13 protein-coding genes are annotated in these 14724 nt (G+C 59.6%); 5 read left to right on the top strand and 8 right to left on the bottom strand.

Annotation, left to right across the window (positions count from 1 at the left end; genetic code table 11):
* The first annotated feature begins 17 nt into the window (after positions 1 to 17).
* From FHN83_RS23635 to nhoA, 4 genes are all read left to right on the top strand, one after another.
* Positions 18 to 710: an ABC transporter ATP-binding protein gene (locus FHN83_RS23635; protein WP_139565134.1), complete on the top strand. Its 693-nt coding sequence runs from the start codon at positions 18 to 20 to the stop codon at positions 708 to 710.
* A complete protein-coding gene (locus FHN83_RS23630) occupies positions 707 to 1675 on the top strand; it encodes an ABC transporter substrate-binding protein (RefSeq protein WP_139565133.1) in 969 nt (322 codons plus the stop codon). The genes FHN83_RS23635 and FHN83_RS23630 overlap by 4 nt, the downstream gene beginning before the upstream one ends.
* A 38-nt stretch (positions 1676 to 1713) precedes the next feature.
* A complete protein-coding gene (locus tag FHN83_RS23625) occupies positions 1714 to 3369 on the top strand; it encodes an ABC transporter permease (RefSeq protein WP_139565132.1) in 1656 nt (551 codons plus the stop codon).
* 71 nt (positions 3370 to 3440) lie between these two features.
* On the top strand, positions 3441 to 4286 hold the full coding sequence (gene nhoA / locus FHN83_RS23620) for an N-hydroxyarylamine O-acetyltransferase (protein WP_139565131.1): 846 nt from the start codon (positions 3441 to 3443) through the stop codon (positions 4284 to 4286).
* Positions 4287 to 4314: 28 nt separating this feature from the next.
* Here nhoA and mazF read toward each other — a convergent pair whose 3' ends face one another.
* On the bottom strand, positions 4315 to 4641 hold the full coding sequence (gene mazF / locus FHN83_RS23615; RefSeq protein ID WP_139565130.1) for an endoribonuclease MazF: 327 nt from the start codon (positions 4639 to 4641) through the stop codon (positions 4315 to 4317).
* Complete coding sequence (locus FHN83_RS23610) at positions 4641 to 4889, bottom strand: AbrB/MazE/SpoVT family DNA-binding domain-containing protein (RefSeq protein ID WP_039028709.1); 249 nt, start codon at positions 4887 to 4889, stop codon at positions 4641 to 4643. Before FHN83_RS23610 ends, mazF begins: the two co-directional genes overlap by 1 nt.
* Positions 4890 to 5157: 268 nt before the next feature.
* Between FHN83_RS23610 and FHN83_RS23605 the strand changes: the two genes are divergently transcribed.
* On the top strand, positions 5158 to 5607 hold the full coding sequence (locus FHN83_RS23605; protein ID WP_139565129.1) for a hypothetical protein: 450 nt from the start codon (positions 5158 to 5160) through the stop codon (positions 5605 to 5607).
* A gap of 209 nt (positions 5608 to 5816) precedes the next feature.
* Here FHN83_RS23605 and narI read toward each other — a convergent pair whose 3' ends face one another.
* The 6 genes from narI to FHN83_RS23575 all read right to left on the bottom strand — a co-directional run bounded on the left by narI (position 5817) and on the right by FHN83_RS23575 (position 14700).
* Positions 5817 to 6497 (bottom strand): respiratory nitrate reductase subunit gamma, encoded by a 681-nt coding sequence (gene narI / locus FHN83_RS23600; RefSeq protein WP_039028710.1) that lies wholly within the window; start codon positions 6495 to 6497, stop codon positions 5817 to 5819.
* Positions 6494 to 7189 (bottom strand): nitrate reductase molybdenum cofactor assembly chaperone, encoded by a 696-nt coding sequence (gene narW / locus FHN83_RS23595; RefSeq protein WP_139565128.1) that lies wholly within the window; start codon positions 7187 to 7189, stop codon positions 6494 to 6496. The genes narI and narW overlap by 4 nt, the downstream gene beginning before the upstream one ends.
* Entirely contained in the window at positions 7189 to 8733 is a 1545-nt protein-coding gene (narH, locus tag FHN83_RS23590; RefSeq protein WP_138368996.1) for a nitrate reductase subunit beta, read from the bottom strand. The genes narW and narH overlap by 1 nt, the downstream gene beginning before the upstream one ends.
* Positions 8730 to 12470, bottom strand: a complete 3741-nt coding sequence (locus FHN83_RS23585) for a nitrate reductase subunit alpha (RefSeq protein ID WP_139565127.1) — start codon at positions 12468 to 12470, stop codon at positions 8730 to 8732. The genes narH and FHN83_RS23585 overlap by 4 nt, the downstream gene beginning before the upstream one ends.
* Positions 12471 to 12536: 66 nt before the next feature.
* Positions 12537 to 13928 carry a NarK family nitrate/nitrite MFS transporter gene (locus FHN83_RS23580; protein ID WP_039028714.1) on the bottom strand — a complete coding sequence of 464 codons (1392 nt, stop codon included), beginning with the start codon at positions 13926 to 13928 and terminating at the stop codon, positions 12537 to 12539.
* Positions 13929 to 14124: 196 nt separating this feature from the next.
* Positions 14125 to 14700, bottom strand: coding sequence for a TetR family transcriptional regulator (locus FHN83_RS23575; protein WP_138368993.1), 576 nt, complete (start codon positions 14698 to 14700; stop codon positions 14125 to 14127).
* Between the last annotated feature and the right edge of the window lie 24 nt (positions 14701 to 14724).

Below are 14724 nucleotides of genomic sequence, written 5' to 3'. Positions count from 1 at the left end.
CCAAAGAGGATAACAATATGCTCACTTCCATCTCGCTCAAAGGCGTGTCGTACGCTTTTGGCGCGAATACCGTATTGAATCAAATCGATCTGCATATCGAGCCGGGTAGCGTGGTTGCGCTGCTGGGACCGTCGGGCTGCGGCAAAAGCACCCTGTTGCGTCTGCTGGCGGGGTTAACCCAGCCCGCAGAGGGGGAGATCCATTTTGGCGATCGTCTGGTGGCGAAAACCGGATGGGCACTGCCGCCGGAAGCCCGGGACATCGGCATGGTGCTCCAGGATTACGCCCTCTGGCCGCACATGACCGTGGCACAGAATGTGATGTTCCCGCTGAGAATGCGCAATGTCCCGCGTCAGGAACGCGACAGCCGCGTGGCGCAGGCTCTGGCGCGCGTTGGCTTAAGCGATTTTGCCGAACGCAAACCGGCCGGGCTTTCCGGCGGGCAGCAACAGCGCGTGGCGCTGGCCCGGGCCATTGTCGCCGAGCCGCGGGTGCTGCTGTTTGACGAGCCGCTCTCCAACCTCGACAGCGAACTGCGTGGAACCTTGTGTCACGAGATGGCCACGCTGCTGCGCCAGCTCGGCACCACCGCCGTCTATGTTACCCACGACCGCAGGGAGGCTGAAATCCTGGCCGATCGCATCGTGCATTTGTCTGCTGGCAGCGTCGCTGCCGATCGTTTGATTACCACCTCAGGGGAGTTCGCATGAAAGCTGCAATGTCCGTCAAAAAAGGAGTGCTGATAGCCATGGCGTTATCGACCGTTATGATGTCCAGTGCCCACGCGCTGACCGTCTACACCGCGGGGCCGGGGTCGCTTGCCAAAAATCTGGCCAGCGGTTTTGAGAAGAAAACCGGCGTGAAGGTGGATATCTTTCAGGCCACCACCGGTAAAGTGATGGCCCGCCTCGAGGCAGAGCAGGCCAACCCGCAGGCCGATATTTTGCTCTCCGCTTCATGGGATACCGCAGAAGATCTGCACAACCGTGGCTGGCTGCTGCCGTACCAGAGCGCTAACGCGGCCAACGTGCCTGCGGAGCTGAAATCAGACGACTTTGTCGCCCAGGGCGTGTCGGCGTTAGGCATCGTCTGGAACACCAAAAGCGGCACCCCGGAGCCGAAAGAGTGGCGCGATCTGACCACCGACGCTTTTAAAGATAAAGTCACTACGCCGGACCCGGCGCTGTCTGGGGCGTCGCTGGATCTGCTGATCGGGCTGCAAAATGGTATGGGCGATAAGGCCTGGACCCTGTTTGATGAGCTGAAAAAGAACGGCATGGTGGTGAGCGGCCCGAATGCGCAGGCGGTGACGCCGGTGATGCAGGGGGCGAAAGCGGCGGTGTTTGGCGCGGTGGACTACGTCTCGTACGGCAACATCAGCCAGGGCGAATCCCTGAAGGTGATCTTCCCGGCCAGCGGCACGGTGATTGCCCCGCGTCCAATGATGATCCTCAAATCCAGCCAGCATGCGGATGACGCCAAAGCGTTCGTGGATTACGTTCTGTCACCAGAAGGCCAGGCGATGGTAGCCGATGCCTGGCTGATGCCCGCCCGTGGCGATGTGCAGGCCAAACGTCCGCTGCTTAACGACCTGAAAATACTGCCAACCAAAAGCGACGGTTCCAGCGAACGCAGCGACATCCTCAAGCGTTTCAACACGCTCTTCACCTTATAATCATGCGACGGGGGTAACCCCGTCTTCAGGACTGCTTTGTGAATCCTAAATATCTTTCGGTGACGACGCTGGGGCTACTGCTGATCCTGGTGGCGTTTCCGCTCACCTTTATTCTGCTGCAGGCGGTTTTCCCGCAGTTCAGCGCCGGGCAGTTCTCCGGGGCATTTAGCGGCATCAGCACGCTTCTGGCCGAGCCACAGCTGCCGGGTATGCTGGGCGGGACGCTGCAAATCGCCCTCGGTGTGGCGCTGGTCAGTGCCCTGATTGGTTTTCCCCTCGGGGTGGCGCGCGGGCTGTTTAATCTGCCCCTGCCGAAGCTCTGGGATCTGCTGTTTCTGATCCCGTTTTTAACTCCGCCGTATATTGCCGCGCTGTCGTGGATGCTGGTGCTGCAAACCAACGGCTATCTGCAACAGCTGACCGGGCTCAACCTCAACAATCTGCTGTTCAGCAGGACCGGGATCGTGCTGGTGATGGCGCTCAATATCTTCCCGGTGGTCTATTTTGTCGTGTCGCGCAGCCTGCTGGCGAGCGGGCAGCGTCTGGCTCTGGTGGCCCGCGTTCACGGTGCCAGTCCCGGCCGGGCATTCTGGCATATCACCTTACCGATGCTCTCGCCGTCGCTGGCGGCGGGGATGCTGCTGGCTTTCACCCTGGCGATTGAAGAGTTTGGCGTGCCCGCCGCGCTGGGTACGCGTGCAGGCGTGCTGATGCTGACCACCGATATCGAGAAAAAGCTCGCCGACTGGCCGATCGATCTCTCTGGAGCATCGATGCTGTCCGTGGTTCTGGTGGCTATCGCGCTCAGCGCCTGGTGGCTGCAAAAAAAGCTGACCGGTCATCAGGATGTGACCAGCATTACCGGCAAACCGACGGAGAATATGGGGGCGCACGCCGGGGTGTTTACGCTGCCGGTGGTGGCGCTCATGGCGCTGGTGGGGGTTATCGCGGTGATCCTGCCGGGAGCCTCAATGGCGCTTTCCGGCGTACTCGGAACCCTGTCCGGCGGTGTGACGCTGACCAATCTGACCGGCGCTCACTATGTTGCGCTGTTCAGCCAGCACGGAGATGCGCTCTCGGCGCTGGGCACCAGCCTGTCCCTGGCGCTGGGCGCGGCCTGTATCACCGGGGTGCTGGGGCTGCTGGCCGCCTGGCTGGTGGTGGGGCAGAAGATCAAAGGCCGGGGTTTGCTGGATGCGCTCTCCCTGATGCCGGCTGCTTTGCCGGGCGTGGTGGTCGGGGTGGGGCTGATCCTGCTGTGGAACCGCCCGTTCTGGCCGGTATCGCCTTATAACAGCTGGGCGATTTTGCTGCTCTCCTATTGTTGCCTGCTGCTGCCCTGGCCGGTGCGCTATGTCGGCAGCGCGCTGCGCCAGTTGGGGGGCAATCTCGAGCCTGCAGCCCGAGTGCATGGCGCGTCGGCATTGCAGGCGCTGCGTTTTATCGTGTTGCCGCTGGTCTCTCCGGCGATGCTGGCGGCGATGCTGATGGTGTTCGCTATTGCCTCCCGCGAGCTGGTCACCTCGCTGCTGCTGGCTCCGGCGGGTACGCAAACCGTGTCGGTGTTTATCTGGCGGCAGTTCGAGCAGGGCTCCGTCGGACAGGGAATGGCGATGGCCACCCTGACGCTGCTGACCGGGCTAGTGTTGATGCTGACGGCGCTGGGGATCATGCAGCGCTCGACGCGCGGGTAAAAAGCACTTTTGCGACAGTGGGCTGAAAAATATAGTTTATAAACAAGGAAGAAATGTTAAAGGAGCCCATCATGACCCCGTTTTTGACCGCTTATTTCGCCCGTACCGGCTGGCAGCAGCCGGTTTCCGTGGATATCGCCACCCTACGGGCGCTGCACCTGCATCACAACAGCGCCATCCCGTTTGAGAATATCGATGTGGTTTTGCCGCGCGAGATCCTGCTCGACGAACACTCCCTGGTCGATAAGCTGGTCACCGCCCGACGCGGTGGGTACTGCTTTGAGCAGAACGGCCTGTTCGAGCGGGTGCTTCGCGAGGTGGGCTTTAACGTGCGCAGCCTGTTGGGCAGGGTGGTACTGGCGAACCCGCCGCACATGCCGCCGCGCACCCACCGTCTGCTGCTGGTGGAGCTCGACGGTGAATCCTGGATAGCCGACGTCGGCTTTGGCGGACAGACCCTGACCGCGCCGATTCGTCTGATCGCCGAAGAGGAGCAGGCGACGCCCCACGGGCTGTACCGGCTGATCAACGACGGCAGCGACTGGGTGTTGCAGTTCCGCCATCACGAGCACTGGCAGTCGATGTATCACTTCGATCTCACCGCGCAATATCAGGCCGATTACGTGATGGGCAACTTCTGGTCCGCGCACTGGCCGCAGTCCCATTTCCGCCACCATCTGCTGATGTGCCGGCACCTGCCCGACGGTGGCAAGCTGACCCTCACCAACTTCCACTTTACCCACTGGCAGGGCGGGCAGGCGGTGGAGCAGGTTAACCTGCCGGATGCGGCAGCGTTATATCAGGTGATGCAGGAACGCTTTGAGCTGGGCGTGGACGATCCGAAGCACGGCTTTACCCTGGCCGAACTGACGGCGGTGATGGCCGGGTTTGAAACCCATCCGCAGGCGGGGAAATAGAGTGGGAAGGGGCGCAAGCCCCTTTCTGTTAGCCGATGAGAACCTTTGCGCGTGCTCTGACGGCATTTAACTCTTCGACGGTTGCGGTTCCCTTTTTCACTGCGTTGCGTGCCCGCCAGTCCAGATTTTTAATTTGGTCGGCGAGGGCGACGTTAGTGCGTGGGCCGCTAATGCTGACTTCGAAGGGATAATTTTTAATTTGTGACGTAATCGGACAGCAAAGCATCAGGCCGGTGCGTCCGTTGTAGGTTGCAGGTGATATGACCAGCGCAGGGCGATGTCCTGCCTGTTCATGTCCTGACTGCGGATCGAAATCCAGCCAGACAATATCACCCGCTTCCGGGATGTAGTCCATTACAGCAGCTCCTTACCTTGCGGTTCCCCAAATGAGATTTCATGATGCAGATTGTCGTCAGTGATTGCCGCAAGCAGCGATTCAAGTGTCGGTTCGTCCTTCCTGACCGGTGTCAAAATAATTCGTCCTTCTTCGTCTACGTTAACGTTTACTACATCATCAACGTTCAATTCAGCCTCACGCATGACCGCGACGGGTAGCCTGACAGAAGGGCTGTTTCCCCATTTTTTTACGGTGACTTGTGGCATATAAGCACTCCAGATGTCGATACATAGTATCGACATCATAAAGCGCATAGATTTTATGTGTCAACATTGTCGATACGTTTGTCGACCTGCAACGCCGGGCGGCGCTTGCGCTTGCCCCGCCTACGGTGTGGCGCGGTTTCCCAGGCCGGGTAAGGCGCAGCCGCCACCCGGCGAATAGCGGTTCGCATCTTGCTGATATTATGTACAATGCTGCCTGTCGGATAACTTACCGTTACGTTTTTTACTCATCAACACAAGGCACAGAGATATGGAAATCTTATCGCAGAATAAATACAGTTCGCTGGGGATGCTGTTGGGCACCATCGCCCTGATCGTAGGCATTGTGCATTTTTCTTTAGGTCCTTTTTCATCCCCACCGCCCACGCTGGAAACGGTAGTCGCTGAACAGGTTGCGGCTGTTAAAAAAGGCATTATTGCTGGTCTCACCGGCAAGTCCCCGGCTGTTGAGGAAAACAACACCCCGGATATTGATAACCTTCTGCACAATGGCGGGATTGTTCTTGCGGTAGTGGCGCTGGGGCTGGCTTTTATCGGCGGCATGCGCAAGGAGAATCGCTGGGGAATAGCGGGGGCGTTAGTCTTCGGGGGAGGAACGCTGATGTTTCACGCGGTCCTGTTTGGTATTGGCGTTGTTTGCGCCATTCTTCTGTTTTTCCTGATAGTTTCCTTGCTTAACGGCGGTTTGCCAGGTCTATAGCCTGCCAACAACGCCGGGCGGCGCGTGCGCTTGCCCGGCCTACGGTGAGGCGCGGTTTAATAGGCCGGGTAAGGCGAAGCCGCCACCCGGCGTTTTTATGCGGCATGATGTTCTGGAGTGAGCGGAAGAATCACCAGAGTCGCATGTTTCCCCTCACCCCAACCCTCTCCCCAAAGAGGAGAGGGAGCAAACCCCGGCGTGACGCGGACTCAACGCCGCGATCGCACCAGCTGATAACGTCGCGTAATGTACTCGAACGGCGCGCTCCAGACGTGCACCAGTCGGGTGAAGGGGAAGATCAGGAAGATGGTCATCCCCAGCACCAGATGGACGCGGAAAATAAAGGCCACGCCGGTCAGCATTTCAGACGAGCCCCCCTGGAAGGTAAAGATCCCCTGCGCCCAGCCGACCAGCTTCAGCATTTCGCTGCCGTCCGGGTATTGCGCCGAGAACGGAATGGTTGTCAGGCCGAGCACGCACTGGGTGAGCAGAATGCTCATGATGATGATATCAGGCGTGGTTGACGTCGCCCGTACCCGCTGGTTGAACAGGCGGCGGTAGAGCAGCATCGAGCCACCAATCAGCGTCAGCACCCCGCAAATTCCCCCGGCGATCATCGCCAGCTGCTGTTTAACCGCCATCGGCAGGAACCAGGCGTACATCCAGTGCGGGGTTAACATCCCGAACAGATGGCCGAAGAAAATCCCCAGAATGCCGATGTGGAACAGATTCGAGCCCCAGTTCATGCCGCGCTTGTCCAGCAGCTGGCTGGAGGAGGCGCGCCAGGTGTACTGGCCGTAGTCATACCGCAGCCAGCTGCCGAGGAAAAAGACCGCGGCGCAGATGTACGGGTAAATATCGAAGAAAAAGACGTTCAGATGCTGTGTCATTTTGGGCCTCCGGCGCTGACGTCCACGTACTGCGGCGCGACGTCCTGGCTAAAGCGTCGTTGATACTGCTGCATCGGCGAGCTGTCGCAGGCCGTGGCGTTATCTTCAATAAACTTCACCTGTTCCTCTTCCCAGACCGCGTCCAGCGCCTGGCGGGTGTCGTCCCGTTTTTCGCCTGCCACCTGTTTGGTGACACTGTCACTGGATAGCCTACTGCCGGCAAATTTCAGCAGGGCGTCGAAGAGCTGATACTGCGCTACCTCCCGCTGTTTCAACCGCCCGCCGATCAGCGCCAGGATCGGCGCGACGTTCTGCAGACCCTCCCGGGCCTGGGCTTCCGGCAAAGTGCTCAGATACTCCAGATAGAGCGGCAGATAGTCCGGCAGTTCGCGGCAGTCGAGTTGCAGCCCGGCCTGCTCGTACTGGTTCATCAGGTCGACCATCGCCTGGCCGCGATCCCGCGACTCGGCATGCACATGCTCGAACAGCAGCAGCGAGGTGGCGCGCCCGCGCTCGAACACCTCGCACCACGACGCCTGCCGGTCGAGCAGCGGGGCCCTGAGATAGTGCTGTGCAAAGGGCAGCAGCGCCGGGGCGTCCTGCGCCACCAGGGCCAGCGCCTCGTCGCGGCTCTCCCACAGCGCCTCGTCCGGGTACTCAATCAGCAGGGCAATAATTTTGAGGATCTGCATCACTCTCCCTCCCCGTGTTCACGCACCTCGGTGATGTTGATGGCGTCGATGCGGCTGCTGTTGAACAGGTTAAATTTGGTGTCGGAGCCGTGGCAGCCGTCGCCAAAGGTGAAGCCGCAGCCGTTGCGTTCCGGGAAGGCGTCGCGGGCCATCTCCCGGTGGCTGGTCGGGATCACGAAGCGGTCTTCGTAGTTGGCGATAGCCAGATAGCGGTACATCTCTTCCACCTGCTCAACGCTGAGGCCCACTTCTTCGATAGCGCGGGTATCGGTCACCCCTTCGACGGTCTGGGAACGTTTGTAGTGGCGCATCGCCATCATGCGCTTCAGGGCACGCAGTACCGGGCCGGTGTCGCCCGCGCTGAGCATATTCGCCAGGTACTGCACCGGAATGCGCAGGCTTTCCACCGCCGGAAGAATGCTGTCGGTCTGCGGCAGACCACCGGCATCGGCGTAGGACTGGATCGGCGACAGCGGCGGCACATACCAGACCATCGGCAGGGTGCGGTACTCCGGGTGCAGCGGAAGGGCCAGCTTCCAGTCCATCGCCATTTTGTAGACCGGGGAACGTTGCGCCGCATCGATGACGTTCTGTGGGATGCCCTGCTTAACCGCTTCCTCGATGATGGCCGGGTCGTGCGGATCCAGAAATACATCGCACTGACGCTCGTAGAGATCGGTTTCGTGCTCGGTGCTGGCCGCCTCTTCGATACGATCGGCGTCATACAGCAGCACGCCGAGGTAGCGGATGCGTCCGACGCAGGTTTCCGAGCAGACGGTCGGCTGGCCGGATTCAATACGCGGATAGCAGAAGATGCATTTTTCCGACTTGCCGCTCTTCCAGTTGAAGTAGATTTTTTTGTACGGGCAACCGCTGATGCACAGACGCCAGCCCCGGCACTTGTCCTGGTCGATCAGCACAATGCCGTCCTCTTCGCGCTTGTAGATGGCCCCGCTCGGGCAGGTTGCCGCGCAGCTCGGGTTCAGGCAGTGTTCGCACAGGCGCGGGAGATACATCATGAAGGTGTTTTCGAACTGGCCGTACATCTCCTTCTGCATCCGGTCGAAGTTACGATCCCGGGCGCGTTTCTCGAACTCGCCGCCGAGCAGCTCCTCCCAGTTGGGCCCCCATTTGATTTTGTCCATGCGCTTGCCGTCGATCAGCGAGCGCGGGCGGGCAGTCGGCAGATGGCCGCCTTCCGGGGCGCGGTGCAGATCCTGATAGTCAAAGGTAAAGGGTTCGTAGTAGTCGTCAATCTGCGGCATCTGCGGGTTGGCGAAGATTTTCGACAGCACGCCCAGTTTGCCGCCCAGGCGCGGGGTCAGCTTGCCGGAGATGCCGCGGATCCAGCCGCCTTGCCACTGCTCCTGATCTTCCCAGTTTTTCGGATAGCCGATGCCCGGCTTGGTTTCGACGTTGTTAAACCAGGCGTACTCCATCCCTTCGCGCCCGGTCCAGACGTTTTTGCAGGTCACCGAGCAGGTGTGACAGCCGATGCACTTATCAAGGTTCAGAACCATGCCAACCTGTGAGCGGATTTTCATTTTTTCGCCTCCTGTACCTGATCCCTACCTTCGCCGTCCAGCCAGTTAATGTTCTTCATTTTGCGGATCATGATGAACTCGTCGCGGTTGGAGCCCACGGTGCCGTAGTAGTTGAAGCCGTACGCCAGCTGGGCGTAGCCGCCAATCATGTGCGTCGGTTTCGGGCAGACGCGGGTCACCGAGTTATGGATGCCGCCGCGCCGTCCGGTCACTTCGGAACCCGGAATGTTCAGGATGCGCTCCTGGGCGTGGTACATCATGGTCATCCCCGGCGGCACGCGCTGGCTGACCACCGCCCGGGCGGTGAGCGCGCCGTTGGCGTTGAAGCACTCGATCCAGTCGTTATCCTCAATGCCCAGCTCCCGGGCATCGGTTTCACTGATCCAGACAATCGGCCCCCCGCGCGACAGGGTCTGCATCAGCAGGTTTTCGCTGTAGGTGGAGTGGATGCCCCATTTCTGGTGCGGGGTCAGGAAGTTCAGCGCTTTTTCCGGGAAGCCGTTCGGCGGGATCTCGCGCATATGGCTGACGCTGCGGGTATCAATCGGCGGACGATAGGCCACCAGGCTTTCGCCGAAGGCGCGCATCCAGAGGTGATCCTGATAGAGCTGCTGACGCCCGGAGAGGGTGCGCCACGGGATCAGTTCGTGGACGTTGGTGTACCCGGCGTTGTAGGAGACATGCTCGCTCTCAATGCCTGACCAGGTCGGGCTGGAGATGATTTTGCGCGGCTGGGCCTGAATATCGCGGAAGCGGATCTTCTCGTCTTCCTTGTTCAGCGCCAGATGGCTGTGCTCGCGCCCGGTGAACTCCGCCAGCGCTTCCCAGGCTTTCACCGCCACCTGGCCGTTGGTTTCCGGGGCGAGGGCGAGAATCACTTCCGAGGCGTCAATCGCCGTTTCGATGCGCGGGCGGCCTTTCGCCGGGCCATCGAGCTTGACGTAGTTGAGCTTGCCGAGGAAATCCACCTCGTCCTGAGTGTTCCAGGAGATGCCTTTCCCGCCGTTGCCGAGTTTGTCCAGCAGCGGGCCGAGGGCGGTAAAGCGCTCGTAAGTGTCAGGATAGTTGCGCTCCACCACGGCGATAGTCGGCGCGGTTTTGCCGGGGATCAGATCGCATTCGCCTTTGCGCCAGTCGGCGATATCGAACGGCTGGGAGAGCTCCGCCGGAGAGTCGTGCTGCAACGGCTGCAGCACCACGTCGGTTTCCGTTCCCAGATGGCCGACGCACACCTCCGAGAAGACTTTGGCGATGCCCTTGTAGATCTCCCAGTCGCTGCGCGACTCCCAGGCCGGGTCCACGGCGGCGGAGAGGGGATGAATAAACGGATGCATGTCCGAAGTATTCATGTCGTCTTTCTCGTACCAGGTGGCGGTAGGCAGGACGATATCCGAGAACAGACAGGTGCTGGACATGCGGAAGTCGAGCGTGACCAGCAGATCCAGCTTGCCTTCGATGGCGGCAGTCTGCCACTCCACCTCTTCCGGCTTCACGTCATCGGTGTTGCCCAGCTCTTCACCCTGAATACCGTTTTCGGTACCGAGCAGGTATTTGAGCATGTACTCGTGGCCTTTGCCGGAGGAGCCAAGCAGGTTCGAGCGCCAGACGAACAGGTTGCGCGGGTGGTTGTGCCCGCTGTCCGGCTGCTCACAGGCCATGCGGATATCGCCGGATTTCAGCGCCTGGGCGGTGTACTCCTGGGGCGACAGTCCTGCGGCATCGGCCTGGGCCTTAATGTGCAGCGGGTTGAGGTTGAGCTGCGGCGCGGAGGGTAGCCAGCCCATGCGCTCGGCCCGCACGTTGAAGTCGATCAGGTGCCCGGTGAATTTCGAGGCGTCCGCCAGCGGGGAGAGCAGCTCCTGGGCGGTCAGTTTTTCATAGCGCCACTGGCTGGCATGGTTGTAGAAGAAGGAGGTGCTGTTCATCTGGCGCGGCGGACGGTTCCAGTCCAGGGCAAAGGCCAGCGGCAGCCAGCCGGTTTGCGGGCGCAGCTTCTCCTGGCCGACATAGTGCGACCAGCCGCCGCCGCTTTTGCCCACGCAGCCGCAGAAGACCAGCATGTTGATCATCCCCCGGTAGTTCATGTCCATGTGATACCAGTGGTTGACCCCGGCCCCGAGGATGATCATCGACCGGCCGTGGGTTTTATGGGCAGTATCAGCGAACTCCCGGGCGATCTGCTCGATATGGCGACGCGGCACGCCGGTGATCTGCTCCCCCCAGGCCGGGGTGTAGGCTTTGATCTCGGCGTAATCTTTTGCCGCGAGGTTATCCTCCAGCCCCCGGTCGAGGCCGTAATTCGCCAGCACCAGATCGTAAACGCTGGCGACGTGCAGCTGGCGGCCATCGGCAAGGGAGAGGGTTTTCACCGGCAGCTGGCGCACCAGCACCGGCTCCTGCTTCACGCTGCGGAAATGCGGGTTTTCGTTGCCGCCAAAATAGGGGAAAGCCACCCCGGCGACGGTGTCGTGGGTGCCGAGCAGGGTGAGCGCCAGCTCGGTCTCCAGGCCTGCCGCCAGCGATTCGAGGTTCCATTTGCCTTTTTCACCCCAGCGGAAGCCGATAGAGCCGTTTGGCACTACAAGATCCCCGGTGGTGGTGAAGGCGACGGTTTTCCACTCGGGGTTATTGGCTTCGCCCAGCCCCTCGGCGAGATCCGAGGCGCGCAGCATCCGGCCCGGCACCAGGCTGCCGTCGTCCCGGGGATCGAGCATCACCAGCATCGGCATGTCGGTATAGCGACGGCAGTAGTTGAGGAAGTAGTCGCTGGGGTTATCGAGGTGGAACTCTTTCAGGATCACATGCCCCATCGCCATGGCTAAGGCGCTGTCGGTACCCTGTTTCGGCGCCAGCCACTGGTCGCTGAGTTTCGCCACTTCCGAGAAATCCGGGGTGATGGCGATGGTTTTGGTGCCCTTGTAGCGCACCTCGGTGAAGAAGTGGGCGTCCGGGGTGCGGGTCTGCGGCACGTTGGAGCCCCAGGCGATGATATAGCTGGAGTTGTACCAGTCGGCGGATTCGGGCACGTCGGTCTGTTCGCCCCAGGTCATCGGCGAGGCGGGCGGCAGGTCGCAATACCAGTCGTAGAAGCTCAGACAGGTGCCGCCCAGCAGGGAGAGATAGCGGGTACCGGCGGCGTAGGAGACCATCGACATCGCCGGGATCGGCGAGAAGCCCGCCACCCGGTCCGGGCCGTAGTGTTTGATGGTCCAGACGTTAGCGGCGGCGATAAGCTGGTTCAGCTCTTTCCAGCTCGAGCGGACAAACCCGCCGTGGCCGCGGGCCTTTTTGTAGCTCTGGCTCTTTTGCGGATCGTTCTGGATGGCGTTCCAGGCCAGGACCGGATCGCTGTGCTGGGCCAGCGCCTCGCGCCAGAGCTCAATCAGCGACTTGCGCACCAGCGGATACTTCAGGCGGTTGGCGCTGTAGAGATACCAGGAGTAACTTGCCCCACGCGGGCAGCCGCGCGGCTCGTGGTTGGGCAGGTCGGGGCGGGTGCGGGGGTAGTCGGTCTGCTGGGTTTCCCAGGTGACCAGCCCGTTCTTGACGTAAATCTTCCAGCTGCAGGAGCCGGTACAGTTCACCCCGTGGGTGGATCGCACAATTTTGTCGAACTGCCATCGCTGGCGATAGCTGTCCTCCCAGTCGCGGTTGGTGTGCATCACCTGACCGTGTCCATCGGCGAAGGTGTCGCCTTTTTGTTTAAAATAACGAAAGCGATCCAACAGTTTACTCATGACGTTTCTCCTGACGGGGCGACGCACCACCCCGGGGTTACACTGCTCACAAAGTATTGAATATCGTTATGATTTGACGTGCTTCTGCCGACGGCCATACACCAGCCAGGTGACGAACACGCAGACGATGTAGAACACCAGGAAGACCTTCATCGCACCGACCGGCGAGCCGGTCATCGCCAGCGACGTGCCGAAGGCTTTGGGAATGAAGAACCCGCCGACGGCGCCAATGGCCGAGATAAACCCCAACGCGGCGGCGGTATCGGTAACCGCCTCTTTCTGCGCCTGTTCGTCGGTGCCGCCGTGGAGTTTCACTCTATAAACGGTGATTTGACGGAAGATGACAGCGATCATCTGGAAGGTGGATCCACTGCCGAGGCCAGCGGTGAGGAACAACCCCATAAACACCAGATAGAAGGCGGTAAAGCTGCCGGAACCGGTGCCTGGCAGGGTGAGGAAAAGCAGGGCGCTGAACAGCGCCATAAAGATGAAGTTGACCAGGGTGACGCGCACCCCGCCGAGCTTGTCGGAGATCACCCCGCCCGCCGAACGGGCCAGCGCGCCGATAAGCGGGCCGAAGAAGGCCAGATGCAGGATGTTAACGTCCGGGAACTGAGTTTTCGACAGCATGGCAAAGCCCGCCGAAAAACCTATAAACGAGCCGAAGGTTGCCAGATAGAGCAGGCTCAGCAGCCACAGGTGCAGACGCTTAAGCACCGGGAGCTGGCTGGCGATGGTGGCCTTCGAGCTGGCGATATCGTTCATGCCAAAAAAAGCGGCAACGGTCGCCAGCAGCAGTAGCGGGGCCCAGATCCAGGCGGCGTTCGCCAGGAACAGGCTTGAGCCATCCTCCTGCGGCACGCCGTGAACCCCGAGAAAGGTAAACATCGGCAGGAAGATCACCACCGGGGCGACCATCTGCATCACGCTGACGCCCAGATTGCCCAGCCCGCCGTTAATGCCCAGGGCGCTGCCCTGTTTCGATTTGGGGAAGAAGAAGCTGATATTGCCCATGCTGGAGGCGAAGTTGGCCCCGGCAAAACCGCATAACAGGGCGATGATGATAAATACCGAATAGGGGGTAGATGTATTTTGTACCGCAATACCCAGCCACACGCAGGGAATAATCAGAATAACGGTGCTTAATACCGTCCAGTAGCGACCGCCAAATATAGGCACCATAAAGGAGTAGGGGACGCGTAATATTGCCCCGGAGAGTGACGGCAGGGCGGTTAACATAAATAGCTGATCGGTAGTGAAATTAAATCCGACTTTATTCAGATTCACCGCAACGGCGCTAAATAGCATCCAGACGCAGAATGCCAGCAGCAAACAGGCGACGGAGATAACCAAATTTCGTCGCGCAATCGCCTTACCTTTATTTTCCCAAAATGCAGCGTTTTCCGGTTTCCAGTTACTTAAAAGATAATGATTATTCTTCTCAGTTTGTTGCGACATATTACCCTCTTGCATTCCATAAATGGCAGAAAGAGAAATACATTCAGGCAGATGCCTGAAATTCTGATGAGAATTTTTTGAGTGGTTTTGGGAGTCTTCTGAAAGAATAGATAAAAAAGCGAACCCCTGACAAAAGAAGGGAGATGAGGATTCGCTTAATGTGTTACAAATCGTAACAGTTAAATGAAATTAATGGTTAATAAAGCTCAAGCGTAATTAAGGTTTCGAGATGCTGATTAAATGCGGTCTCGTCCATTTCCGGCATATTTAACACGTAAAAACTATCGAGGCCGCAGACCAGACCTATTAAGCGCCAGGCGATATTTTCCGGACGATCGTTAAGCGTAAAAGCCTTTGCGTCTGCCCCGGCGCGAATTATGGCTACCGTCTCCTGATGCCACATCTCCATGGTTAATACGTAGGCGCCTTTTATTTCGTCGTCGCGAATAGCTAACAGCTGCGCTTCGCGCCACAGGCGGATATAGGGCTCGAAACTGCGGTCGTCGCTGCCGAGCATAGAATGCAGGCGTTCACGCCAGCTGGCGTTTTCTGCCACCACGTCGGCGTCCAGCAGGGTGCGGATCAGGCGCACAAAGGCCTGGGCTTTAAGTTCGCCTGCGGAGGAGAAGTGGTGATGGACCTGACCTGTCGCCACTTTTGCCTCGGCGGCGATACGTCTGACGGTCATTGCGGTAAAGCCTTCGCTTAGGGCCACGCGCATGGCGGCCTGCAAAATCTCTTCCCGCCGTTCGTCCTTGCTCAGATAGCTCATTTCTTTTCACTCTCAACCCGGGGA

Origin of the sequence: Leclercia adecarboxylata, assembly GCF_006171285.1 — a bacterium.
Classification (GTDB): Bacteria; Pseudomonadota; Gammaproteobacteria; order Enterobacterales; family Enterobacteriaceae; genus Enterobacter; species Enterobacter barmai.
The sequence above is the reverse complement of the archived record's forward strand: the minus strand, read 5'-3'. Positions and strand labels throughout refer to the sequence as shown.

What these genes read in the sequence shown, in the direction of transcription:
- FHN83_RS23605 (WP_139565129.1), top strand. Translation starts at nt 5,158, where the DNA reads ATGGAAATCTTATCGCAGAATAAATACAGTTCGCTGGGGATGCTGTTG.
- narH (WP_138368996.1), bottom strand. Translation starts at nt 8,733, where the DNA reads ATGAAAATCCGCTCACAGGTTGGCATGGTTCTGAACCTTGATAAGTGC.
- FHN83_RS23610 (WP_039028709.1), bottom strand. Translation starts at nt 4,889, where the DNA reads ATGCCACAAGTCACCGTAAAAAAATGGGGAAACAGCCCTTCTGTCAGG.
- nhoA (WP_139565131.1), top strand. Translation starts at nt 3,441, where the DNA reads ATGACCCCGTTTTTGACCGCTTATTTCGCCCGTACCGGCTGGCAGCAG.
- narW (WP_139565128.1), bottom strand. Translation starts at nt 7,189, where the DNA reads ATGCAGATCCTCAAAATTATTGCCCTGCTGATTGAGTACCCGGACGAG.
- narI (WP_039028710.1), bottom strand. Translation starts at nt 6,497, where the DNA reads ATGACACAGCATCTGAACGTCTTTTTCTTCGATATTTACCCGTACATC.
- mazF (WP_139565130.1), bottom strand. Translation starts at nt 4,641, where the DNA reads ATGGACTACATCCCGGAAGCGGGTGATATTGTCTGGCTGGATTTCGAT.
- FHN83_RS23630 (WP_139565133.1), top strand. Translation starts at nt 707, where the DNA reads ATGAAAGCTGCAATGTCCGTCAAAAAAGGAGTGCTGATAGCCATGGCG.
- FHN83_RS23575 (WP_138368993.1), bottom strand. Translation starts at nt 14,700, where the DNA reads ATGAGCTATCTGAGCAAGGACGAACGGCGGGAAGAGATTTTGCAGGCC.
- FHN83_RS23585 (WP_139565127.1), bottom strand. Translation starts at nt 12,470, where the DNA reads ATGAGTAAACTGTTGGATCGCTTTCGTTATTTTAAACAAAAAGGCGAC.
- FHN83_RS23580 (WP_039028714.1), bottom strand. Translation starts at nt 13,928, where the DNA reads ATGTCGCAACAAACTGAGAAGAATAATCATTATCTTTTAAGTAACTGG.
- FHN83_RS23635 (WP_139565134.1), top strand. Translation starts at nt 18, where the DNA reads ATGCTCACTTCCATCTCGCTCAAAGGCGTGTCGTACGCTTTTGGCGCG.